The sequence below is a fragment of the Flavobacterium movens genome, from assembly GCF_039581425.1.
GTDB classification, from domain to species: Bacteria; Bacteroidota; Bacteroidia; order Flavobacteriales; family Flavobacteriaceae; genus Flavobacterium; species Flavobacterium luteolum.
In genome coordinates this window covers 82,519-104,604 of the sequence record NZ_JBCPXY010000011.1, presented here as the reverse complement: position 1 = coordinate 104,604, position 22,086 = coordinate 82,519, and the positions used below count along the sequence as shown (strand labels likewise).

Below are 22,086 nucleotides of genomic sequence, written 5' to 3'. Positions count from 1 at the left end.
ACTTCACATTCTTACATCATTTCACTTCACTTAATACAAAAATCAATTTAAGATCCTATTCCTCTATATACAAAACCAATAGCCTCTAGTAACTTCGCATCTAAAATATTTCTTCCATCAAAAATAAAAGCTGGCTTATGCATAGAATCATAAATCTTTTGCCAGTCATAAGTCGTAAATTCGTCCCACTCCGTTAAGACTGCAATTGCATGAGCACCTTTACATGCTTCATAAGCATTTTCAAACACATTTAATGCATTTGTATTTTCTTGACTAGATCTTGTTTCCAAATAATTTAAATCATTCAACATTTTATTTTCAGATACTTTAGGATCGTAAACTGAAATTTTAGCTTGTTCGTTTATTAAATCATCGGCCACATAAATTGCTGCTGATTCTCTGGTATCGTTTGTATCTTTCTTGAAAGCCCAGCCTAAAAAAGTTATTTTTTTATCAGCTACCGTATTATACAAAGTCTGAACAATTTTATTTGAAAATCTTCTTTTTTGGTGATCATTCATAATAATAACCTGTTCCCAATAATCTGCCACCTCATTCAATCCGTATGACTTTGCTATGTAAACTAAGTTTAGAATATCTTTCTGAAAACAAGAACCGCCAAATCCTACTGAAGCTTTTAAGAATTTAGGTCCAATTCTGCTATCCATTCCAATTGCTCTCGCTACTTCACTTACATCTGCTCCCGTTTGTTCACATAATTCCGACATTGCATTAATCGAAGAAATTCGTTGCGCTAAAAAAGCATTTGCAGTAAGTTTTGATAATTCTGATGACCAAACATTTGTTGTCAAAATTCGACCTTTACTTACCCAATTTGAATAAACATCTACCAATGAATTAATTGCCTCTTCTCCTTCTGGGGTTGTATCACCACCAATTAAAATTCTATCTGGATTTAATAAATCTGTAACTGCTGTTCCTTCTGCCAAAAATTCTGGATTTGAAAGAATCTGAAATTGAACACCGTTTCCCGTATTATCTAAAATACTTTTAATTGCTTCAGCTGTTCGAACTGGCAAAGTTGATTTCTCAACTACAATTTTATTTTGTTTTGCTACTCGTGCTATTTGTCTCGCACATAATTCAATATACTTTAAGTCAGCCGCCATACCTTTCCCTTTACCATAAGTTTTGGTTGGGGTATTAACTGAAATAAATATCATTTGAGCGTCATCTATTGCTTCATCAACATTTGTCGAAAAAAACAGGTTTCTCCCTCTTGCTTCTGCCACAACTTCAGAAAGGCCTGGTTCATATATTGGAATATTTTCAGGATTTGGATCATTCCAATCAGCTATTCTTTGTTCATTTAAATCAACAACTGTAACCTGAATGTGTGGACATTTTTGAGCAATAACTGCCATGGTAGGCCCACCAACATATCCTGCACCAATGCAGCAAATTTTTGTAATTTTCATTTGATCTCTTTTATCTTGATCTTAAATTTTATTTTAAATTATTCCAATACCATCCAACAGCTTCTTTTAAACCTTCTTGCAAAGAATACTTTGGATTATACCCTAGATTTTTTTTTGCTTTTTCAATACTTGCCAATGAATGCGGAATATCTCCGGCTCTATTTTCACCATAAATGACTGGAATACCTTTTATTTCTGGATCAAATTCCGACAGGTACTCTTTTAAATATTTAACTAAATCATTTAATGTATTTCTATCACCAAATGCAGTATTGTAAACAGAATTAATCGCTTCTGAATTTTGTGAGGTCATTGCTAATTCATTCATCTGAATAACATTATCAATATAGGTAAAATCACGAGAATAATTTCCATCTCCATTGATCACTGGACTTTCATGATTCATAAATTGTTTTACAAATTTCGGTATTACCGCCGCGTAAGCTCCATTTGGATCTTGCTTTCTTCCAAAAACATTAAAATAACGTAAACCTATTGTTTCTAAGCCATAAGTTTTACTGAAAATTTCTGCATATAACTCATTTACATATTTAGTAATTGCATAAGGTGATAGTGGTTTCCCGATAACATCCTCAACTTTTGGCAGTCCTTGAGAATCGCCGTAAGTAGATGAACTTGCTGCATATACAAATCGTTTTACTTTGGCATCGCGCGCTGCCGTAAGCATATTTAAAAACCCAGAAACATTTACATCATTGGTCGTAATTGGATCTTTAATTGATCTAGGAACAGAACCTAAAGCTGCCTGATGCAAAACATAATCAGCACCTTGAACCGCTAAAACACAATCAGACATATTTCGAATATCTCCTTCTACCAATTTAAAATCTGGATTATTCAAAAAATCTTTCAGATTATGGCGATGTCCAGTAGCAAAATTGTCCAAACAAACAACTTTGTAACCTAAGCCTAAAAAATACTCCGTCAAATTCGAACCGATAAATCCAGCTCCTCCTGTAATCAAAATTGTACTTTTCATTTCTCTTCCCATTTATTCAAATTTAGCTTTTTTTAAACCGATTCATAAATGATTTCCAAAAACCAACTTTGACTTCCTCTTCATGATAACCATTTGAATAAGCTCCATAACCATATCCATATCCGTAGCCCGTACCATATTTTGCTTTATTTTCATAACCATTCAACACAATACTCACATTGTTTAGCTCTCCACGCTTAAGTCTGGTATTTAACAACGTTATCATATCTTTCTTAGTATAATTCTGTCTTACTATATACAATGTTACATCTGCAAACTGAACTAATTCTAGTGAATCTGCCACTAAACCAACTGGTGGAGTATCTAAAATGATATAATCGTATTTCTTTTTCAGTTCATCAACCATTTCTTTCATCGCATCGCTTAAAATTAACTCCGAAGGATTTGGGGGAATTGGTCCAGAAAGAATTACATCTAAATTTGGAATTGGAGTCGAATTAGTTATCTCTTCCAAATTATTTTGTTTAATTAAATAATTGACAACTCCCAAAGATGACTTTATTTGAAATTCACCCGCCAATCTTGGTTTTCGCAAATCTAAACCAACAATTACTGTTTTCTTTTCACTTAAAGCAAAAACTGTAGCAATATTAATCGAACAGAATGTTTTACCTTCACCACTAATTGAAGAGGTAATCAGTAGTGTTTTTGATCCGCTAACTTGCTGTTTTTTATATAAAAACTGGAGCGAAGAACGTATCCCTCTAAAAGCTTCTGAAAGAGCCGATTTAGGTTTGTCAAAAACTGCCAAACTACTAGAATCCTTATTAAACCCAATAACTCCAAGCAGTGGAATCTGAGTTAGCTTACTAATATCTTCACTATTTTGAATTGAATTATTAATGAAAAAAATTATCAATACAAATAACAACGGGATTAAAACCCCTAAAAACAAAGCCATTATATAATTTACAGAGGTTTTGGGACCAATTAAACCTTCTCCTATATCTTTTGCTGGATCAATAAAATGAATATCTGACAGGTTAGATGCTCTTACAATTTCTGCTTCATTTCTCTTCTGAAGGAATTCTGTATAAATATTATCATTTAAATCATATTTTCTTTTAATCTTTAGCAATTCCTGCTGTTCTGCTGGGAGTCTTCTTACTGTACTTTCCGCCTGACCAATTTTTGCATTTATCAAAGATAAATCATACAATAAAGATGCTTTTGCAGTAATAATATTCTCTTGAAGAACATTTTTTACTGCTGCCATCTGGTTGTCAAAATCTTTAAATATTTTTTCACTTTTTACTGCATAAGCCATTTCTGATCTTTGGGTTGAAAGCGCTATAAGTTTTGAAACATTCGCCACAATATTTGGATCTTCAATTCCAGCAACAGAAGGCGCTGGTAGTCTAGAATAATCGACGCTATTATTTAAGTATGATTTTAGCGAATTATAGTACGCTATTTTTCTCGTTAGCTGGTCTTTTTCAACATCGAAATCCATGATTTTCTCTGAAACTTTAGAGCCACCTCCTTCTATTTCGTAAACATTTTTATCTTTTTGAAAAGATTTTAATTCGTTTCCTGTCTGTTTGAGCTGAGATTCCATTGCCACAAGTGTGCTATCAATAAATCTAATAGTATTTGTCGCAAATTGATTTTTCCCATCAAGTTGAATTTTAATAAGCATTTTTACAGTAGAGTTCAAATAATCAACCATCCTTGCCTTATTTGTTCCTTGCAGCGATAAAGTTAATATCGACCCTCCACTTCTTCCGGTATCAACATTTATACTTTTATATCGAGATACAGTTCCATCAAAATCATTAAATCTAACAAAGTATTCCTTTCCTTTATAAAATCCTGGATTGTCATTTATTTGAAGTTTCCAATTCAAAAATGGAAGATTAACACTCTCACCTACTTTGTATTTCTTTATAAAAGTTATCGGTTGTACAGAAGTATTACTATAAGAATTATTGCCATAAGTAATCAGTGAAACTGAGCTATTTTCAAATGGAATCTCGATTTGATATTCATTTTCACTTAAAAACTTTATGCTAATTAATGTATTTGCAAGCTGTCCTTTTGTTTTATCAATGTCAACATAAAATGGTACAGCTCCGTATGAATCTATTAAATTATATTTTCCTTGTTCTAAATAGTCAGTATAAAATTGAAGCTTATCTACCACCAATTCATTATGAGATCGCGATTGTAAGATTGTCGAAATACCATTTACTTGATCAGAAATCCCGCCCCAATTGAAGACCAAACTTGTATTTGCAGTAAAAAAAGGATTGTTTTCTTCTTTAATAGAAACCAAGGTCTGCATTTCATAAATTTTCTCTTTACGAATGTTTATCTGATAAGCGATAGTGAACGCAATAATCAAACTTGCAAGAAACCATTTCCAATAGCCTACAATTTTTAACAAAAAACCTTTAAAATCAAAATGAGAATGATTTTCAAAAATGGCAAAGTCTTTAATATCTAACATTTTAAAAATCTATTTTTACTTTATAATTAGGTAAACTGTAGTAGCTAAAGACAATAATGTAATTATTGTTCCTATTGACTGTATTCCCGTCTGACCTGTTCCCCAAGTTTTTTGTTTCAGCGGTTTTACATATATATAATCATTTGGCTGTAAATAATAATAAGGTGACTTCATTACATTCAAATCTGTAAGGTCAAGATTATGCATTTGCACACCAGTCGGAGTTTGACGAATTACTGCTACTTCTTTTCTATTGCCAACAGTCGTAATATCTCCTGCATTTGCAACAGCTTCCAAAATGGTTACATTATCTTTAAACAATGTTTTTGTTCCAGTACTTCCAACCTCTCCATTAATAGTATATCTAAAACCTGCCAACTTCACTGTAACAAAAACATTAGCTTCGCTTTTAAAATATTCTTCTAATAATTTCTTTTCGATTTTTAAACGAACTTCTTCAAGAGTATAGCCAATTACATTTATTTCTCCTAAAATTGGCATTCTAATATTTCCATGATCATCAACTGTAAACCCATCAAAATACAAACTAGATTCAGTTTTACCCGTTTGAGTTGATTGATTTTCTGTGGTATTAAAAATAGAAACTAATTTAGGATCTATTGCTTTTATATTAATGCTCAAAACATCATTTACCTGTAATCTATATGGTTTCGCCTCTACCGCTGCAATCGCTGATTGTTCCCCAGAATCATTTTTATCCTGAAGATAAACCAAATCTTTAATCGGAATGCATGAGGTAAACAACATTGAAATTAATAGAAACAGAAAAAAGCTTTTTTTTGTCATTCGTTCAATTTTATCACAAACATAGCTTTTCCTTACAGTGTTCAGGAAAACCAAGTTATTATTTTGGGTTGGTTAATTATTTTTAAATGTTTTTTCAAAAGGGATTCTGTGCAAAATGCTTCGCCCTAATGTTATTTCGTCTGCATATTCCAATTCATCACCAACCGATATTCCTCTCGCAATCGTTGAGATTATAATCTCAGAATCTGCAATTTGTTTATAAATATAAAAATTTGTCGTATCACCTTCCATTGTTGAACTTAATGCAAAAATAATCTCTGATACACTTCCAGATTTCACTTTTGTCACTAAACTAGAAATATTCAATTGATTGGGTCCAACCCCTTCAATAGGAGAAATTTTTCCACCAAGCACATGATATATTCCTTTAAATTGCCCAGTATTTTCAATTGCCATGACATCTCTAATATCCTCGACAATACATATCGTTTCATGATTTCTAATAGGATTAGCGCAGATTTCACAAATTTTAGTATCCGAAATATTATGGCAACTTTCACAAAACTTAATATCCTCACGCATATTTAATAACGCTTGAGATAAAAAGGCTGTTTGTTCTTTAGGCTGTTTCAACAAATGAAGAACCAATCGAAGAGCTGTACGCTTACCAATCCCTGGCAATTGTGACATTTCGTTTACTGCTTTTTCGATTAATTTTGATGAAAATTCCATGACGACAAAAGTAATACTTTTAATGGTTTAGCCTACATTACAACTATTAAATTCAAACCTTAATGATAGTAGGAAATCACTATCAATTATTTTATTTAATATTGATTTGTAGCTAGCAAAACTAATGTACAAGCCACTTCAATTTGAATATCATTTAATTCTAATAATTGATACAATTCTGGATTTTCAGTTCCAGGATTAAAAATTACACGCTTAGGATGTGCCTCAATAATATAATTATAATAATCTCTTTGACGAGAGGGATTTAAATACAATGTAATCGTATCAATATTTTTAACCGGTATTGCTTTAGTTTGAATTTTCACTCCAGCAACCTCACCTGCTTTTTGCCCTATTGCTAACACCGAGTGCCCTTTTCCTACAAGCATATTTACAGCTCTGAATGAATAACGTTCTGGATTTGTTGAAGCTCCTATAACTAATGTTTTTTTGCTTTTCATAGTTTTTATTTAGATTGCAAAAGTAATCAAAAAAGAACGATTAAACCTTATATCTTTGATTCAGAATCAATAGCAATAAAAACAAAATCATAACATAATTTCGTACAAAAGCATCAAAAAATAACTACATTTACTTCACTAACCAATATTTTATGGAATTATTTATTTACTTATTTGCTGCCTTATTCTCGGTACTGAATCCAATTGGAACTGTGCCCATTTTTGTTGGTTTAACCCAGCACGACTCTCAAAAAGAAAGATCTCGAATCTCTCTTTGGACTGCGATTAATGTTTTTATCATATTATTAGTTTCTTATTTCATTGGCCAATATGTTCTAACTTTTTTTGGCATTAGCATAGATGCTTTAAGAATTGCTGGAGGAATCGTGATCGTAAATTCCGGATTCTCTTTATTATCTGGAAAATTTAACAAGAAACGAGGAATCAATAAAAAAATTGAAAACGAAGCACAGCACAGAAATGATATTGCACTTACACCCCTCGCAATCCCGATGCTTGCGGGTCCTGGATCTATGTCACTTTTAATTGCTTTTTATCAAGAACACCATGAAATAAATGAAGTTATAATTTCAACCCTTGCAATCCTTGCAATTGCAATTGCCATCTTTGCTATTCTAAAAAGCGCACATTATTTAGCTAGAATATTGGGAGCCTCGGGTATTGTTGCAATTTCTAGAATTGTTGGCTTTATAGTTATTTCAATTGGAATTCAATATATAGTAAGTGCTATAATCAATATTATTAAAGGGAATTTTTAACAAATATCACTGTACTATCCAAAAGAAAAAGGGATGAAATTTATATAATTTCATCCCTTTTTCTTTTGGCATATCCTTTTTTTTAAGCTCTTGGCAAGAAAACTTCAGCCATCATACATCTGGCACTTCCACCACCGCAAGCCTCAATTGTATCTAAACTCGAACTTAAAATTTCTGCGTGGTTTTCTAATTGCGAAATTTGTTTCGGAGTTAAGCTTTGATGTGCCGACGCACTCATTACAATATATCTCTTATCATCTTTCCCCCTAACTTCCAGCATATTTCCAGCAAAGTTATTCACTTGATCTTCTGATATTAGAATTGCCTCTTTCTGATCTTGTTTAAGATTATCTAGAACCATTTTACGTTCTTTCTTATCATCAATAGAATCTGCGCAAATAACTGCAAAAGTTTCACCTAAACACATCATCACATTGGTATGATAAATTAATTTACGCTCACCATCAACAGTTTGAAAAGCTTCAAAAATTACAGGAGCATAATCAAAATCTTCACAGAATTCTATAAACAATTCTTCATCTGCTCTTGGCGATAATGCGCAATACGCTTTTCCGTTTACTCTATCTAATAACAAACTTCCTGTTCCTTCTAAGAAAATGCCATCTTCTTCTGCAGAAGTGTAATCCATGATATTCGCAATTTCGAATCCTTTTTCTTCCAAAGTATCCAAGATATCTTCACGACGTTCTTGACGACGATTCTCAGCAAACATCGGATAAAGTGCAACGTCTCCATTTTCATGAAATGAAACCCAATTATTTGGAAAAATACTATCTGGAGTATCAGTCTCTAAATTGTCATCGACAACCGTTACATCTACACCGACCGCCCTAAGCTTTTCTACAAAGGCATCAAATTCCTGTTGCGCTTTTGCATTAACGGTACTTGGTAAAAGTCCGTCTAATACTTTTTGATAATAATTATTTACAGCCGTCTGCTCATTCATCCTGAATGCAACTGGGCGAATCATTACGATCGCATTAGTAGTCTGTCTCATTCTTTATTTTTTTGTTTCAAGTTTCAGGTTTCAAGTTTTTCTAGAAGCCTGAAATTTAAAATTATTTTTTAGTCTCTAATTAATGGAAGCGTCGAGCATCTCAACAAACCTTCTTGTTTTGAAATTTCAGCATATGGAATTTCTTCAACTACAAAATCATTTTCACGAAGCCAGTTGTTTAATCTTGTAAAATTCTTTTCAGAAACCACCACATTTTCATCAATTGAAAACACATTTGAAAACATATTATACATTTCGTTTCTTTCAATATGAAATAGATTTTCTTTACCAAAAAGTTTCACTAAATAAAGATAATCTGCTTCTTCACGAAAACCTCGTTTATAAATAATGCCTTTGTTTTTTCCAACCGGCTGAAAACAACAATCTAGATGCAACGCATTATCTCTTGCTTCCAATTTAGATTTCACTAAATCAAATTCTTTTACAATTTTATTTGGAAACAGCGATTTAATATAATTTACACCGTGCATATTTGTTCTTGCAGTAATATAATCTTTATAATCGCTTCCTTTATAAGTTCCAATAAAAATATGGTCATTCCAAAGCATCACATCTCCTCCTTCGATATGAACTTCTTCTGGAGGACGAACTACTTTTAATGGATCAATCTGATCAATTACATATTGAATAGCATCTAATTCACGTTCTCTATCTGGAAGAATATTCGATTTCACAAAGATATCATCAATTACAAACCCAATATCCCTAGCAAAAATCTGATTGTAATTTTCAATCATCTGCGGACGATAAACTGTTACATCATATTTCTGAAAAACAGCATTAAAAGCTTCCATTTCAGCAACCATATCTTTTTCTACAGGATAAGTTCCTGCTTTAATATGTTCCAATGATTTAGGATCATAAGCCTCTTCTATAGTTGGAGTTGGTCCATTATGAACAGCAGAACCTAGAACTACAGCACGAAGTCGAGACGTTTCGTTCTTTACATTTAATTGCAACATAACTCTATTGTATTTTGAGCAAATATAAAAAAAGCTTCACAGTTAAGTGAAGCTTTCGTTTTTTATTTATTAGACTTAAACTCTCGTAAAGGATGTCCTGTATAAATTTGTCTTGGTCTTCCGATTGGTTCTTTATTTTCACGCATCTCTTTCCATTGCGCGATCCAACCTGGCAATCTTCCAATAGCAAACATTACAGTAAACATATCGGTTGGAATTCCTAAAGCTCTGTAGATAATTCCAGAGTAGAAATCAACGTTTGGATATAAGTTTCTTGATTTGAAGTATTCATCTTCAAGAGCTGCTTTTTCTAATTTTCTTGCAATATCTAAAATTGGATCTTCAACACCCAAAGTTTCTAATACTTCTGTTGCTGCTTTTTTGATGATTTTAGCTCTTGGATCAAAGTTTTTGTACACTCTGTGTCCAAATCCCATTAAACGGAATGGATCATTTTTATCCTTTGCTTTTGCCAAAAACTTATCTGTATCTCCACCATCTTTGTTGATTTCTTCAAGCATTTCAAGTACTGCTTGGTTTGCACCTCCATGAAGAGGCCCCCAAAGCGCAGAAACTCCCGCAGAAACTGAAGCAAATAAACCTGCATGAGAAGAACCTACCATTCTAACTGTAGAAGTAGAGCAGTTTTGCTCATGATCAGCATGAAGAATAAATAATTTATCTAAAGCGTTTACAATTACTGGATTTGCAGCGTAAGGTCCAGTAGGCAATTTAAACATTAATTGCATGAAGCTTTCTACATATCCTTTTGTATTATCGTAGTAATTTAAAGGATACCCCATAGATTTTCTATAAGTCCATGTAGCAATTACAAGAAACTTTGCCATTGTTTTACAAATAGCTTCGTACATTTCTTTCTCGTTATCTACATTAACCGCTTTTGGGTTAAAAGCTGTTAAAGCACTAGTTAAAGCAGACAACACGCCCATTGGGTGAGCTGTTTTAGGGAAACCATCAATGATATTTTTCATTTCTTCGTTTACCAAAGAATGTTTTTTAATACCATTTTCAAAATCTTCTAATTGTTTAGCTGTAGGCAATTCACCAAAAATCAAAAGATATGAAACCTCTAAGAAACTAGCTTTTTCAGCAAGATCTTCGATTGAATATCCTCTGTAACGCAAAATCCCTTCTTCTCCATCTAGGAAAGTGATTTCACTTGTACAAGATCCTGAGTTTTTATAACCTGGATCAAGTGTAATATAACCTGTTAAATCACGTAATTTGTTGATATCGATAGCTGATTCGTTTTCACTTCCTGTGATTACTGGAAGCTCAACCTTTTTACCATCTATTTCTAATGTAGCTATTTTTGACATAATATACTGGAAATAATTCTTTAAATAATAATTTATCAAATCTAATGAATTTAAGACTAATTAAAAAAAGAATACTGCTATGAATTTGTTAAAACTCCAAAAAAAAACCATCTGCAAAAACAGATGGTTTTTTCTAATATATAATTTGTACAATTATTTGATTTTAAAAGCATTCAAACCAGGGAAATAAGCAGTACTTCCTAATTCTTCTTCAATTCTTAATAATTGATTGTATTTTGCCATACGATCTGAACGAGAAGCAGAACCAGTTTTAATTTGGCCACAGTTTAAAGCAACTGCTAAGTCAGCAATTGTGTTATCTTCAGTTTCTCCAGAACGGTGAGACATTACAGATGTATATCCAGCGTTTTTCGCCATGTTTACAGCAGCAATTGTTTCAGTTAAAGTTCCAATTTGGTTTACTTTTACCAAAATAGAGTTAGCAATTCCTTTTTCGATACCAGTTGACAAACGAGCAACATTAGTAACAAACAAATCATCTCCTACTAATTGCACTTTATCTCCGATTTTCTCAGTTAAAGCTTTCCATCCATCCCAGTCATCTTCGTACATACCGTCTTCGATAGAAATGATTGGGTACTTAGAAGCAAGTTCAGCTAAGTATTCAGCTTGCTCAGCAGAAGTTCTGATTTTTCCAGTTTCACCTTCAAATTTAGTATAATCGTATTTTCCGTTTACATAAAATTCAGAAGCAGCACAGTCAAGAGCAATCATAATTTCGTCACCGAAAGAATATCCTGCTTTTTCAACAGCTAATTTAATGGTATCTAGAGCATCTTCAGTTCCTCCAGCTAAGTTTGGAGCAAAACCTCCTTCATCACCTACAGCAGTACTCAAACCTCTATCGTGTAATACCTTTTTCAAATTATGGAAAATTTCAGTTCCCATTTGCATTGCATGTGTAAAAGAAGTTGCTTTTACAGGGAAAATCATAAACTCTTGGAATGCGATAGGCGCATCAGAGTGAGAACCACCATTGATAATGTTCATCATTGGAACAGGAAGTGTGTTAGCAGAAACACCACCTACATATCTGTATAATGGTAAACCAAGTTCGTTAGCAGCGGCTTTTGCAGCGGCTAAAGAAACCCCCAAAATAGCATTAGCTCCTAATTTAGATTTATTTGGAGTACCATCTAAATCAATCATTAATTGGTCAATTGTGTTTTGTTCGAAAACAGAAGTACCAACTAATTCTTCAGCAATAATAGTATTTACATTATTCACTGCATTCAAAACACCTTTTCCTAGGTAAGCTTTACCTCCATCACGTAATTCAACAGCTTCGTGCTCTCCAGTTGATGCTCCAGATGGAACAGCAGCTCTACCTAAAACTCCATTTTCAGTTACTACATCAACTTCAATAGTAGGATTACCTCTAGAATCAAGAATTTGTCTTGCGTGAACTTTAATTATAATACTCATTATTTTTGTTTTTTATTAATAAATTATATTTTTTTTTCGAAATTATAAAAATATTTAATACTATAAACGCACTCTCGTCATTAAACACGTTTATTTATTAACTACATCGTTTTAGGCTTTTGCAGTTTTTATGTTCTCCACAAATTGATCAAATAAATATGATGAATCGTGCGGTCCAGGACTCGCCTCTGGGTGATATTGAACCGAGAAACAATTCTTATTCTTCATTCTCATTCCAGCCACAGTTCCATCATTTAAATGTACGTGTGTAATTTCTAACTCAGGATGATTATCTAATTGTTCTTTTTTAACAGCAAAACCGTGATTTTGTGAAGTTATTTCACCTTTACCTGTAATAATATTTTTTACAGGATGATTAATTCCACGGTGTCCGTTAAACATTTTATAAGTTTCAACCCCATTCGCAAGACCAATTACCTGATGCCCCAAACAGATTCCAAACAAAGGCTTGTTATCTGCTAATATATCTTTAGCAACTTGAATAGCCCCGAACAACGGATCTGGATCTCCAGGCCCATTTGACAAGAAGTAACCATCTGGATTAAATTCAGACATATCTTTATAAGTAGAATTAAAAGGATACACTTTAATGTAACAATCTCTTTTAGCAAGATTTCTTAAAATATTCTTTTTAATTCCAAGGTCTAAAGCCGAGATTTTGTAAGTAGCATTTTCATCACCAAAGAAATATGGTTCTTTAGTCGAAACTTTAGACGCTAATTCTAAACCTTCCATATTTGGCACATTAGCCAACTCTTTCTTCAAATCCTCTATTGAAGTCCCATCTGTACAAATAACAGCATTCATAGCACCATTGTCACGGATGTAGCTTACAAGTGCACGCGTATCAACATCAGAAATACAGATTAAATTTTGTTTAGTGAAATAATCTTCTAAACTTCCAGAAGCATTTTCTCTAGAATAATTAAAACTAAAGTTTTTACAAACTAAACCGGCAATTTTAATACTATCAGATTCAACTTCAGAATCATTAACACCATAGTTTCCGATATGTGTATTTGTCGCAACCATTATTTGTCCAAAATAAGAAGGATCAGTAAAAATTTCCTGATACCCAGTCATTCCCGTATTAAAACAAACTTCACCAAAAGTTTTACCGCTAATTCCGATAGATTTTCCGTGAAAGATTGTTCCGTCACTAAGTAATAAAATGGCGCTTTGTCGTGTTGTGTATTTCATTATTTAATTTGTATTGTTTTTTAATCAAGTTATAAAACCAAAATATAGGTTTTAAGTGTAATTAGAATTTTGCAAATTTACTTCTTTAAAATAGCCCTTCCAAGATTTTTTAAAACTTTCATTCGTAAAAATAAAACCTATCATTTTAAATAAGTTACATTTCTTCCGTTTCAAAAAAATCAAAAAAAAAGGATAAACTAAAAATTAGTTTATCCTTGATTTCTATAGAATGATTACTTTCATAATTATTCAGAAGCTTCAGTAGTCGTTTCTGTTTCAGCAGCAGGAGCTTCTGGAGCAGCAGTTTCAGCTTTTTTAGCTTTACCACCACGACGGCTTTTCGCTTTTTTAACTTCTTTTTTACCTCCGTTGTAAAGTTCATTGAAGTCAACAAGTTCGATCATCGCCATATCAGCGTTATCTCCCAAACGATTTCCAACTTTAATGATACGAGTGTATCCTCCTGGACGGTCTCCAACTTTAGCAGCTACATCTCTGAACAAATCAGTTACTGCATATTTACTGCGCAAGTAAGCAAAAACAATACGACGATTGTGAGTCGTATCCTCTTTTGATTTTGTGATTAAAGGCTCAACAAATTGTTTAAGCGCTTTAGCTTTAGCAACAGTAGTATTAATACGTTTGTGCTCAATAAGAGAACAAGCCATATTAGCCAACATAGCTTTTCTATGTCCAGTCTGTCTGCTTAAGTGGTTGAATTTTTTTCCGTGTCTCATGACGTGTTTTTTTTATCTTCATCTTGCTACAATCCACTATGGAGAGCAAAATATGAAGTAAATTATTCTTTATCTAATTTGTATTTAGCTAAATCCATTCCGAAAGTTAAATTCTTCACCGCAACAAGTTCATCAAGTTCAGTTAAAGATTTTTTACCAAAATTACGGAATTTCATTAGGTCATTTTTATTGAACGATACTAAATCACCAAGTGTATCAACTTCAGCCGCTTTCAAGCAATTTAATGCTCTCACAGATAAATCCATATCAACAAGCTTAGTTTTAAGCAATTGTCTCATATGCAATGACTCTTCATCATACGATTCTGTTTGTGCAATTTCGTCAGCCTCAAGTGTAATTCTTTCGTCAGAGAATAACATAAAATGGTGAATTAAAACTTTAGCAGCTTCAGTAAGAGCATCTTTTGGATTAATAGATCCATCAGTTTTGATTTCAAAAACTAATTTTTCGTAATCTGTTTTTTGCTCTACACGGAAATTTTCGATTGCATATTTTACATTTTTTACCGGAGTAAAAATAGAATCTGTAAAAATTGTTCCAATTGCAGCATTCTGTTTTTTGTTCTCTTCAGCAGGAACGTATCCTCTACCTTTCTCGATTGTTAAATCGAAGTTCAATTTGATTTTAGAATCTAAATTACAGATAACAAGGTCTGGATTCAAAACTTGAAAACCTGAGATAAATTTTTGAAAATCACCTGCTGTTAATTGATCTTTACCAGAAACAGAAATAGTAACTGATTCATTATCGATATCTTCAATCTGACGTTTGAAACGTACTTGTTTTAGATTAAGGATAATTTCGGTAACATCCTCAACAACACCTGAAATAGTAGAAAACTCATGATCTACACCTTCGATACGAACAGATGTAATTGCATAACCTTCTAACGCTGAAAGCAAAACTCTTCTAAGTGCATTACCAACTGTCAATCCATAACCAGGCTCTAAAGGTCTAAACTCAAATTTACCTTCAAAATCGGTTGAATCGATCATGATAACTTTATCGGGCTTTTGAAAATTAAATATTGCCATAAATTTCGACTAAGTCAATTATTATTTGTTGTACAACTCTACGATTAATTGTTCTTTAATGTTTTCTGGAATTTGAAGTCTCGCAGGTACAGAAACAAAAGTTCCTTCTTTAAGATCATTGTTCCAAGTAATCCATTCATAAACATGACTTGAATTTGATAAAGAACGTTCGATAGCTTCTAAAGATTTAGATTTTTCACGAACTGCAACTTTATCACCAGGCTTAAGGTGGTAAGAAGGAATATTAACAACCTCTCCATTTACAGTAATGTGTCTGTGAGAAACGATTTGACGCGCACCTCTTCTAGATGGAGCAATTCCCATTCTAAAAACAACATTATCTAATCTTGCTTCGCATAATTGTAATAAAACTTCACCAGTAACTCCTTTAGTAGCTGATGCTTTTTCGAATAAATTTCTGAATTGTTTTTCTAAAATTCCGTAAGAATATTTAGCTTTTTGCTTTTCCATTAACTGAACAGCATACTCAGATTTTTTTCCTCTTTTTTTAGCCATCCCGTGTTGTCCAGGTGGGTAATTTCTTTTTTCGAAAGATTTATCATCTCCGAAGATTGCCTCGCCAAATTTACGAGCGATTTTGGTTTTAGGACCAGTATATCTTGCCATTTTAAAAAAAATTTTAAGGTAGAAATTATGAATTCAGGTCTAATCCTTCGATAATCTATGTTCTACCTTGTTTATACTATAAAAATAAAAAATTAAACTCTACGTCTTTTTGGAGGACGACATCCGTTGTGTGGCATTGGAGTAACATCGATAATCTCTGTAACTTCGATTCCACCGTTATGAATAGAACGGATAGCAGACTCACGTCCGTTACCTGGTCCTTTTACATAAACTTTCACTTTTTTAAGTCCTGCCTCAAGTGCTACTTTAGCGCAATCTTCTGCTGCCATTTGAGCTGCATAAGGAGTATTCTTTTTAGAACCTCTGAAACCCATTTTACCAGCTGAAGACCAAGAGATAACTTCACCTTTCTTATTAGTCAAAGAAATAATAATGTTATTAAAAGTGGCAGAAATATGAGCCTCACCCGTTGATTCAACGATAACTTTACGTTTTTTTGCAGTTGCTTTAGCCATATTACTTATTATTTAGTTGCTTTTTTCTTGTTAGCAACAGTTTTTCTTTTACCTTTTCTTGTTCTTGAGTTGTTTTTAGTTCTTTGCCCTCTTAATGGAAGACCAGATCTATGACGAATACCTCTGTAACATCCGATATCCATTAAACGTTTAATGTTTAAAGAAATTTCAGAACGTAATTCTCCTTCAATTTTGTAAAATGAAACAGCTTCACGAATCGCTCCGATTTCATCATCATTCCAATCTTGAACTTTTTTATCCTGGCTAACTTGAGCTTTTTCTAAAATCTCAATAGCTCTACTTTTTCCTAATCCAAAGATATAGGTAAGTGCGATAACACCTCTTTTGTTTTTTGGGATATCTACCCCTGCTATTCTTGCCATAATTATCCTTGTCTTTGTTTAAATCTAGGATTCTTTTTGTTTATTACGTACAGTCTCCCTTTTCTACGCACGATAATGCACTCGGCACTTCTCTTTTTTACTGATGCTCTAACTTTCATAGTGAATATCCTTTAATATCGATAAGTAATTCTTGCTTTTGACAAATCGTAAGGACTCATTTCTAGTTTCACTTTATCACCAGGTAATAATTTGATATAATGCATTCGCATTTTTCCAGAAATATGAGCAATTACAATATGTCCATTTTCTAACTCTACACGGAACATCGCATTTGATAATGCTTCAATAATTGATCCGTCTTGTTCTATTGCTGATTGTTTTGCCATAAATATATTAAGCTACCGCTTTTCTATTTTTACCAGTCTTCATTAAACCATCATAATGTTTGTTTAACAAGTATGAATTGATTTGTTGAATAGTATCTATTGCAACTCCAACCATAATTATTAATGAGGTACCTCCAAAAAACATTGCCCAAGATTGTTGTACATCCATAATACTTACAACAATAGCTGGGAACACAGCAATCAAAGCAAGGAATAAAGATCCTGGGAAAGTTATTAAAGACATCACCTTATCAAGGAAATCAGAAGTTTCTGCTCCAGGACGAACTCCAGGAATGAAACCACCGCTTCTCTTTAAATCATCAGCCATTTTATTAGTAGGTACAGTGATTGCAGTATAAAAGAATGTAAATACAATAATTAAAGTTGCAAAAACAAAATTATACCAAAAACCAAACATATTACTAAATGCACCAACAATAGATTGTGATGTATCTGATTTAGACAATCCAGCTACAGCAGCAGGAATAAACATAATTGCCTGAGCAAAAATAATTGGCATAACCCCAGAAGCATTAAGCTTAAGAGGGATCCATTGTCTATTACCTCCAGCCAAATCTTGTTCGTAATCTCCTGTAGTTGTACGACGAGCATACTGTACAGGAATTCTACGTACTGCCATTGTAAGCAATACACAAGATATAATAACTAATAACCACACAATAATTTCAATAACTAATAACATTGGACCTCCATTGTTATTGGTAACACGAGTTGTAAACTCTTGTATAAAAGCTTGTGGTAAACGAGCTAAAATACCAACCATAATTAACAATGAAATACCATTTCCAATACCTTTATCTGTAATCTTCTCACCAAGCCACATAGCAAAAATTGTACCAGTAACCAAAATGATAACAGACGAGAACAAAAATTCAGGAGAATTAAAGCCTAGCAAAAATGCATTACTAGGCAATGTTCTGTATAAATTATAGATATAAGTTGGACCTTGAACCAATGTGATAGCGATTGTCAACCAACGAGTGATTTGATTAATCTTTTTTCTACCACTTTCCCCATCATTTTGAAGTTTTTGTAAATATGGAATCGCAATCCCCATCAACTGAACAACAATAGACGCAGAAATATAAGGCATGATACCTAAAGCAAAAACTGAAGCCTTAGAGAAAGCACCCCCGGTGAACATGTCTAGAATAGATCCTAGACCATTTTTAGTTTGTCCCGCTAATCCAGTCAATTGCGTTGCGTCAATTCCAGGAAGCGTAACGTGTGCTCCAAAACGATATACTAAAAGTAATCCTAACGTAATTAAGATTCTATTTTTTAGTTCTTCGATTTTCCAAACATTACTTATTGATTCAATAAATTTCTTCATCTTAATAGATAAGTTATATAGTTACAGCTTCTCCACCAGCAGCCTCAATAGCAGCTTTTGCAGTAGCAGTAAATTTGTGGGCAGTTACTTTTAATTTTGCTTTCAATTCTCCTCTACCTAAAATCTTAACGATTTCATTTTTAGTAGCCAGACGATTTGCTACGAAATCTGTCATAGAAACAGAATCAGTAATTACACCGTTATCAACTAATAATTGAAGAGTATCTAAATTAACACCTTCGTATTCTTTACGATTGATGTTTTTGAAACCAAACTTAGGTACACGTCTTTGAAGTGGCATCTGCCCTCCTTCAAAACCAATCTTTTTAGAATAACCAGAACGAGATTTTGCTCCTTTGTGTCCACGTGCAGCGGTACCACCTTTTCCAGAACCTTCTCCTCTACCTAATCTTTTATTTTGATTGTGTGTAGATCCCTCAGCAGGTTGTAAGTTACTTAAATTCATAACAGTATTTGTTATTTAGCTTCTTCTACAGAAACTAAGTGTTTAACTTTGTTTATCATCCCAAGGATAGCAGGATTTGACTCATGCTCCACAACTTGTCCAATTTTACGTAGACCTAAAGCTTCCAACCCTCTCTTTTGAGAAAGAGGACAGTTGATTTTGCTTCTTACTTGTTTTACTAATAATTTAGCCATAATTTCCTGAATTAACCTTTAAAAACTTTCTCTAAAGAAACACCTCTTTGTTTTGCAACAGTATGAGCGCTTCTCATTTGCAATAAAGCATCAAAAGTTGCTTTTACTACGTTATGTGGATTTGACGATCCTTGAGATTTAGACAATACATCGTGAATACCTACTGACTCAAGAACTGAACGAACAGCTCCACCAGCAATAACTCCAGTACCATGAGATGCTGGAATTAAGAATACACGTGCACCACCAAATTTACCTTTTTGTTCGTGAGGAACAGATTGTCCATTCAAAGGAATTCTAACTAGATTTTTCTTAGCATCTTCTACTGCTTTCGCAATTGCTTCAGAAACGTCTTTAGATTTTCCTAATCCATGACCAACTACTCCATTTTCATCACCTACAACTACAATAGCAGAAAAACCGAAAGCTCTACCACCTTTTGTAACTTTAGTAACACGATTAACACTAACTAGACGATCTTTTAATTCAAGACCACTAGGTTTTACCAATTCTACATTTTTGTATTTAGACATAATATATTAGAATTTAAGTCCAGCGGCTCTTGCGCCTTCTGCTAATGATTTAATACGACCGTGATACAAATATCCACCTCTATCAAAAGTGATGGTATCAATCCCAGCTTTTAACGCTTTCTCTGCAACTAGTTTTCCAACAGCAGCAGCTACTTCAACGTTAGTACCTTTTCCTATTTCTTTTTCTCTTGAAGATGCAGCTAATATAGTAACTCCATTTACATCATCAATGATTTGAGCGTAAATTTCTTTATTACTTCTAAAAACAGAAAGTCTAGGTCTTGCAGCAGTACCACTAACCGATTTTCTAATTCTGAATTTAATTCTCTGTCTTCTTTCAGATTTTGTTAATGACATAATCTTATATTTTAAGCTGATTTACCTGCTTTTCTTCTTAATACTTCACCCACAAATTTAACACCTTTACCTTTGTATGGCTCTGGCTTACGGAAACTTCTGATTTTCGCAGCAACTTGTCCTAAAAGTTGTTTATCAAATGATGTTAATTTTACGATTGGGTTCTTACCTTTTTCAGATACTGTTTCTAAAGATACTTCTGGAGCAATCTCTAAAACAATATTGTGAGAATATCCAAGAGCTAAATCTAACTTTTGACCTTGGTTTGAAGCTCTATAACCAACTCCAACTAATTCTAGTTCTTTTGTGAAACCTTCAGAAACACCAACAATCATATTATTGATCAAAGATCTGAATAATCCGTGTTTTGCTCTATGGTCTTTATGATCAGACGATCTTTCTACTAAAACTTGATCGCCTTCAACTGTTACATTTACGTCCGAAAACTCCTGAACTAGTTGACCTCTTTTTCCTTTTACTGTAATAATACCATCTTTAACTTCAACAGTTACACCAGCAGGGATTACAATTGGACTTTTACCTATTCTTGACATCTTATCTAGTGTTTAAAATTAGTATACGTAACAAATTACCTCACCACCTACATTTAATTGCTTAGCTTGTTTTCCAGTCATCAAACCTTTTGATGTAGAAACAATAGCAATTCCTAATCCATTAAGGATTCTAGGTAATTTGGCAGCACCAGCGTACTTACGCAAACCTGGTTTACTAATTCTTTGGATATCTTTGATTACAGGCTCTTTAGTATCTTTATCGTACTTCAAAGCGATTTTGATAGAACCTTGTACAGTGTTCTGCTCAAATTTGTAACTTAAGATGTAACCTTGATCAAATAAGATCTTAGTTATCTCTTTTTTAAGATTAGATGCTGGAATTTCAACAACTTTGTGGTTTGCAGCCACAGCGTTACGAACTCTAGTCAAATAATCTGCAATAGGATCTGTATACATATGTATTTGATTGCGATTATGGTTTTCGGGAGACACCCGTCTCCCGAACCTTTAATCAATTAAAATTATTTTCTGGTTTGCAAAAGTAATAACTTATTGCGAGATTACCAAGAAGCCTTTTTAACTCCTGGAATTAACCCATTGTTAGCCATTTCACGGAAAGTTACACGTGAAATACCGAATTGACGGATATAACCTCTAGGTCTACCTGTTAATTTACAACGATTGTGCAAACGAACTGGTGAAGCATTTTTAGGTAATCTTTGTAAACCTTCGTAGTCTCCAGCTTCTAATAAAGCTTTTCTCTTCTCAGCATATTTAGCTACCGTTTTCTCTCTTTTAACCTCGCGGGCTTTCATTGATTCTTTAGCCATGTCTTAATTCTTTTTAAAAGGTAATCCTAATTCAGCCAATAATGACTTTGCTTCCTTGTCTGTTTTTGCAGTAGTAACAAAAGTAATATCCATTCCTGAAATTTTGTTTACTTTGTCAATATCAATTTCTGGGAAAATGATTTGCTCTAAAACTCCAAGATTGTAGTTACCTCTTCCATCAAAACCAGTAGCTTTAATACCACCGAAATCTCTAACACGTGGTAAAGCTGAAGTGATAAGTCTATCTAAAAACTCATACATTCTTTCTCCACGTAATGTAACTTTTGCTCCAATAGGCATTCCCTTTCTCAATTTAAAAGACGCAACGTCTTTCTTAGAGATTGTAGAAACTGCTTTTTGTCCAGTGATCTTTGTTAACTCATCAACAGCATAGTCAATAAGTTTTTTATCAGATACAGCTGCACCAACTCCACGGCTCAAAACGATTTTTTCAAGTTTAGGAACTTGCATTACGTTTGTATATCCGAACTCTTCTTTAAGAGCAGAGATTACTCTACTCTTATATTCTTCTTTTAGTCTAGGTGTATATGCCAT

General features: G+C 33.2%; 28 protein-coding genes. 1 reads left to right on the top strand and 27 read right to left on the bottom strand.

The window, feature by feature from the left end; all coding sequences use genetic code 11:
* Positions 1-47: 47 nt before the first annotated feature.
* The 6 genes from AAYQ05_RS18435 to AAYQ05_RS18410 all read right to left on the bottom strand — a co-directional run bounded on the left by AAYQ05_RS18435 (position 48) and on the right by AAYQ05_RS18410 (position 6,870).
* On the bottom strand, positions 48-1,439 hold the full coding sequence (locus AAYQ05_RS18435) for a UDP-glucose 6-dehydrogenase (RefSeq protein ID WP_343544816.1): 1,392 nt from the start codon (positions 1,437-1,439) through the stop codon (positions 48-50).
* Between the two features lie 28 nt (positions 1,440-1,467).
* The gene (locus AAYQ05_RS18430) at positions 1,468-2,439 is read right to left on the bottom strand and encodes an SDR family oxidoreductase (RefSeq protein ID WP_343544815.1); all 972 of its coding nucleotides are present in this window, start codon (positions 2,437-2,439) and stop codon (positions 1,468-1,470) included.
* Positions 2,440-2,461: 22 nt separating this feature from the next.
* Positions 2,462-4,909: a polysaccharide biosynthesis tyrosine autokinase gene (locus AAYQ05_RS18425; RefSeq protein ID WP_343544814.1), complete on the bottom strand. Its 2,448-nt coding sequence runs from the start codon at positions 4,907-4,909 to the stop codon at positions 2,462-2,464.
* 15 nt (positions 4,910-4,924) lie between these two features.
* Positions 4,925-5,716, bottom strand: coding sequence for a polysaccharide biosynthesis/export family protein (locus tag AAYQ05_RS18420; RefSeq protein ID WP_343544813.1), 792 nt, complete (start codon positions 5,714-5,716; stop codon positions 4,925-4,927).
* 72 nt (positions 5,717-5,788) lie between these two features.
* Positions 5,789-6,409, bottom strand: a complete 621-nt coding sequence (recR, locus tag AAYQ05_RS18415) for a recombination mediator RecR (protein ID WP_281633923.1) — start codon at positions 6,407-6,409, stop codon at positions 5,789-5,791.
* A gap of 95 nt (positions 6,410-6,504) precedes the next feature.
* A complete protein-coding gene (locus tag AAYQ05_RS18410) occupies positions 6,505-6,870 on the bottom strand; it encodes a CoA-binding protein (RefSeq protein WP_343544812.1) in 366 nt (121 codons plus the stop codon).
* A gap of 152 nt (positions 6,871-7,022) precedes the next feature.
* On the opposite strand from AAYQ05_RS18410, the gene AAYQ05_RS18405 reads away from it, so the two are divergent.
* Complete coding sequence (locus tag AAYQ05_RS18405; RefSeq protein ID WP_177212032.1) at positions 7,023-7,649, top strand: MarC family NAAT transporter; 627 nt, start codon at positions 7,023-7,025, stop codon at positions 7,647-7,649.
* A gap of 82 nt (positions 7,650-7,731) precedes the next feature.
* On the opposite strand, the gene ctlX is transcribed toward AAYQ05_RS18405, so the two are convergent.
* The 21 genes from ctlX to rplE all read right to left on the bottom strand — a co-directional run bounded on the left by ctlX (position 7,732) and on the right by rplE (position 22,086).
* On the bottom strand, positions 7,732-8,667 hold the full coding sequence (ctlX, locus tag AAYQ05_RS18400; RefSeq protein ID WP_343544811.1) for a citrulline utilization hydrolase CtlX: 936 nt from the start codon (positions 8,665-8,667) through the stop codon (positions 7,732-7,734).
* Between the two features lie 68 nt (positions 8,668-8,735).
* Positions 8,736-9,650 (bottom strand): dimethylarginine dimethylaminohydrolase family protein, encoded by a 915-nt coding sequence (locus AAYQ05_RS18395; protein ID WP_343544810.1) that lies wholly within the window; start codon positions 9,648-9,650, stop codon positions 8,736-8,738.
* Between the two features lie 62 nt (positions 9,651-9,712).
* Entirely contained in the window at positions 9,713-10,990 is a 1,278-nt protein-coding gene (locus AAYQ05_RS18390) for a citrate synthase (protein ID WP_111379752.1), read from the bottom strand.
* Positions 10,991-11,143: 153 nt separating this feature from the next.
* Positions 11,144-12,436, bottom strand: a complete 1,293-nt coding sequence (gene eno, locus AAYQ05_RS18385) for a phosphopyruvate hydratase (RefSeq protein ID WP_177212028.1) — start codon at positions 12,434-12,436, stop codon at positions 11,144-11,146.
* A 111-nt stretch (positions 12,437-12,547) separates the two neighbouring features.
* A complete protein-coding gene (gene carA / locus AAYQ05_RS18380) occupies positions 12,548-13,657 on the bottom strand; it encodes a glutamine-hydrolyzing carbamoyl-phosphate synthase small subunit (protein WP_343544809.1) in 1,110 nt (369 codons plus the stop codon).
* Positions 13,658-13,902: 245 nt separating this feature from the next.
* On the bottom strand, positions 13,903-14,394 hold the full coding sequence (gene rplQ / locus AAYQ05_RS18375) for a 50S ribosomal protein L17 (protein WP_095931493.1): 492 nt from the start codon (positions 14,392-14,394) through the stop codon (positions 13,903-13,905).
* A gap of 62 nt (positions 14,395-14,456) precedes the next feature.
* Positions 14,457-15,449, bottom strand: coding sequence for a DNA-directed RNA polymerase subunit alpha (locus AAYQ05_RS18370; RefSeq protein ID WP_008464329.1), 993 nt, complete (start codon positions 15,447-15,449; stop codon positions 14,457-14,459).
* 21 nt (positions 15,450-15,470) lie between these two features.
* Positions 15,471-16,076, bottom strand: a complete 606-nt coding sequence (gene rpsD / locus AAYQ05_RS18365) for a 30S ribosomal protein S4 (RefSeq protein WP_008464326.1) — start codon at positions 16,074-16,076, stop codon at positions 15,471-15,473.
* 92 nt (positions 16,077-16,168) lie between these two features.
* Positions 16,169-16,552, bottom strand: coding sequence for a 30S ribosomal protein S11 (gene rpsK, locus AAYQ05_RS18360; protein WP_026727866.1), 384 nt, complete (start codon positions 16,550-16,552; stop codon positions 16,169-16,171).
* An 8-nt stretch (positions 16,553-16,560) separates the two neighbouring features.
* On the bottom strand, positions 16,561-16,935 hold the full coding sequence (gene rpsM / locus AAYQ05_RS18355) for a 30S ribosomal protein S13 (RefSeq protein ID WP_008464322.1): 375 nt from the start codon (positions 16,933-16,935) through the stop codon (positions 16,561-16,563).
* A gap of 2 nt (positions 16,936-16,937) precedes the next feature.
* Positions 16,938-17,054, bottom strand: a complete 117-nt coding sequence (gene ykgO / locus AAYQ05_RS18350; RefSeq protein ID WP_002987490.1) for a type B 50S ribosomal protein L36 — start codon at positions 17,052-17,054, stop codon at positions 16,938-16,940.
* 12 nt (positions 17,055-17,066) lie between these two features.
* Complete coding sequence (infA, locus tag AAYQ05_RS18345) at positions 17,067-17,282, bottom strand: translation initiation factor IF-1 (protein ID WP_007136545.1); 216 nt, start codon at positions 17,280-17,282, stop codon at positions 17,067-17,069.
* Between the two features lie 7 nt (positions 17,283-17,289).
* The gene (gene secY, locus AAYQ05_RS18340; protein WP_007803669.1) at positions 17,290-18,636 is read right to left on the bottom strand and encodes a preprotein translocase subunit SecY; all 1,347 of its coding nucleotides are present in this window, start codon (positions 18,634-18,636) and stop codon (positions 17,290-17,292) included.
* Between the two features lie 13 nt (positions 18,637-18,649).
* Positions 18,650-19,102 (bottom strand): 50S ribosomal protein L15, encoded by a 453-nt coding sequence (gene rplO, locus AAYQ05_RS18335; protein ID WP_109190654.1) that lies wholly within the window; start codon positions 19,100-19,102, stop codon positions 18,650-18,652.
* An 11-nt stretch (positions 19,103-19,113) separates the two neighbouring features.
* Entirely contained in the window at positions 19,114-19,296 is a 183-nt protein-coding gene (rpmD, locus tag AAYQ05_RS18330; RefSeq protein WP_008464315.1) for a 50S ribosomal protein L30, read from the bottom strand.
* 11 nt (positions 19,297-19,307) lie between these two features.
* The gene (gene rpsE, locus AAYQ05_RS18325) at positions 19,308-19,832 is read right to left on the bottom strand and encodes a 30S ribosomal protein S5 (protein ID WP_085949269.1); all 525 of its coding nucleotides are present in this window, start codon (positions 19,830-19,832) and stop codon (positions 19,308-19,310) included.
* 3 nt (positions 19,833-19,835) lie between these two features.
* Positions 19,836-20,186, bottom strand: a complete 351-nt coding sequence (gene rplR / locus AAYQ05_RS18320; RefSeq protein WP_008464310.1) for a 50S ribosomal protein L18 — start codon at positions 20,184-20,186, stop codon at positions 19,836-19,838.
* An 11-nt stretch (positions 20,187-20,197) separates the two neighbouring features.
* On the bottom strand, positions 20,198-20,740 hold the full coding sequence (rplF, locus tag AAYQ05_RS18315; RefSeq protein ID WP_263522122.1) for a 50S ribosomal protein L6: 543 nt from the start codon (positions 20,738-20,740) through the stop codon (positions 20,198-20,200).
* A gap of 18 nt (positions 20,741-20,758) precedes the next feature.
* Positions 20,759-21,157 (bottom strand): 30S ribosomal protein S8, encoded by a 399-nt coding sequence (gene rpsH / locus AAYQ05_RS18310; RefSeq protein WP_008464306.1) that lies wholly within the window; start codon positions 21,155-21,157, stop codon positions 20,759-20,761.
* Between the two features lie 104 nt (positions 21,158-21,261).
* Positions 21,262-21,531: a 30S ribosomal protein S14 gene (gene rpsN / locus AAYQ05_RS18305; protein WP_008464305.1), complete on the bottom strand. Its 270-nt coding sequence runs from the start codon at positions 21,529-21,531 to the stop codon at positions 21,262-21,264.
* Positions 21,532-21,534: 3 nt separating this feature from the next.
* Positions 21,535-22,086, bottom strand: coding sequence for a 50S ribosomal protein L5 (rplE, locus tag AAYQ05_RS18300; RefSeq protein ID WP_012022484.1), 552 nt, complete (start codon positions 22,084-22,086; stop codon positions 21,535-21,537).

Coding starts and splice junctions, on each gene's coding strand:
- AAYQ05_RS18435 (WP_343544816.1), bottom strand. CDS start 1,439: ATGAAAATTACAAAAATTTGCTGCATTGGTGCAGGATATGTTGGTGGG.
- AAYQ05_RS18430 (WP_343544815.1), bottom strand. CDS start 2,439: ATGAAAAGTACAATTTTGATTACAGGAGGAGCTGGATTTATCGGTTCG.
- AAYQ05_RS18425 (WP_343544814.1), bottom strand. CDS start 4,909: ATGTTAGATATTAAAGACTTTGCCATTTTTGAAAATCATTCTCATTTT.
- AAYQ05_RS18420 (WP_343544813.1), bottom strand. CDS start 5,716: ATGACAAAAAAAAGCTTTTTTCTGTTTCTATTAATTTCAATGTTGTTT.
- recR (WP_281633923.1), bottom strand. CDS start 6,409: ATGGAATTTTCATCAAAATTAATCGAAAAAGCAGTAAACGAAATGTCA.
- AAYQ05_RS18410 (WP_343544812.1), bottom strand. CDS start 6,870: ATGAAAAGCAAAAAAACATTAGTTATAGGAGCTTCAACAAATCCAGAA.
- AAYQ05_RS18405 (WP_177212032.1), top strand. CDS start 7,023: ATGGAATTATTTATTTACTTATTTGCTGCCTTATTCTCGGTACTGAAT.
- ctlX (WP_343544811.1), bottom strand. CDS start 8,667: ATGAGACAGACTACTAATGCGATCGTAATGATTCGCCCAGTTGCATTC.
- AAYQ05_RS18395 (WP_343544810.1), bottom strand. CDS start 9,650: ATGTTGCAATTAAATGTAAAGAACGAAACGTCTCGACTTCGTGCTGTA.
- AAYQ05_RS18390 (WP_111379752.1), bottom strand. CDS start 10,990: ATGTCAAAAATAGCTACATTAGAAATAGATGGTAAAAAGGTTGAGCTT.
- eno (WP_177212028.1), bottom strand. CDS start 12,436: ATGAGTATTATAATTAAAGTTCACGCAAGACAAATTCTTGATTCTAGA.
- carA (WP_343544809.1), bottom strand. CDS start 13,657: ATGAAATACACAACACGACAAAGCGCCATTTTATTACTTAGTGACGGA.
- rplQ (WP_095931493.1), bottom strand. CDS start 14,394: ATGAGACACGGAAAAAAATTCAACCACTTAAGCAGACAGACTGGACAT.
- AAYQ05_RS18370 (WP_008464329.1), bottom strand. CDS start 15,449: ATGGCAATATTTAATTTTCAAAAGCCCGATAAAGTTATCATGATCGAT.
- rpsD (WP_008464326.1), bottom strand. CDS start 16,076: ATGGCAAGATATACTGGTCCTAAAACCAAAATCGCTCGTAAATTTGGC.
- rpsK (WP_026727866.1), bottom strand. CDS start 16,552: ATGGCTAAAGCAACTGCAAAAAAACGTAAAGTTATCGTTGAATCAACG.
- rpsM (WP_008464322.1), bottom strand. CDS start 16,935: ATGGCAAGAATAGCAGGGGTAGATATCCCAAAAAACAAAAGAGGTGTT.
- ykgO (WP_002987490.1), bottom strand. CDS start 17,054: ATGAAAGTTAGAGCATCAGTAAAAAAGAGAAGTGCCGAGTGCATTATC.
- infA (WP_007136545.1), bottom strand. CDS start 17,282: ATGGCAAAACAATCAGCAATAGAACAAGACGGATCAATTATTGAAGCA.
- secY (WP_007803669.1), bottom strand. CDS start 18,636: ATGAAGAAATTTATTGAATCAATAAGTAATGTTTGGAAAATCGAAGAA.
- rplO (WP_109190654.1), bottom strand. CDS start 19,102: ATGAATTTAAGTAACTTACAACCTGCTGAGGGATCTACACACAATCAA.
- rpmD (WP_008464315.1), bottom strand. CDS start 19,296: ATGGCTAAATTATTAGTAAAACAAGTAAGAAGCAAAATCAACTGTCCT.
- rplR (WP_008464310.1), bottom strand. CDS start 20,186: ATGTCATTAACAAAATCTGAAAGAAGACAGAGAATTAAATTCAGAATT.
- rplF (WP_263522122.1), bottom strand. CDS start 20,740: ATGTCAAGAATAGGTAAAAGTCCAATTGTAATCCCTGCTGGTGTAACT.
- rpsH (WP_008464306.1), bottom strand. CDS start 21,157: ATGTATACAGATCCTATTGCAGATTATTTGACTAGAGTTCGTAACGCT.
- rpsN (WP_008464305.1), bottom strand. CDS start 21,531: ATGGCTAAAGAATCAATGAAAGCCCGCGAGGTTAAAAGAGAGAAAACG.
- rplE (WP_012022484.1), bottom strand. CDS start 22,086: ATGGCATATACACCTAGACTAAAAGAAGAATATAAGAGTAGAGTAATC.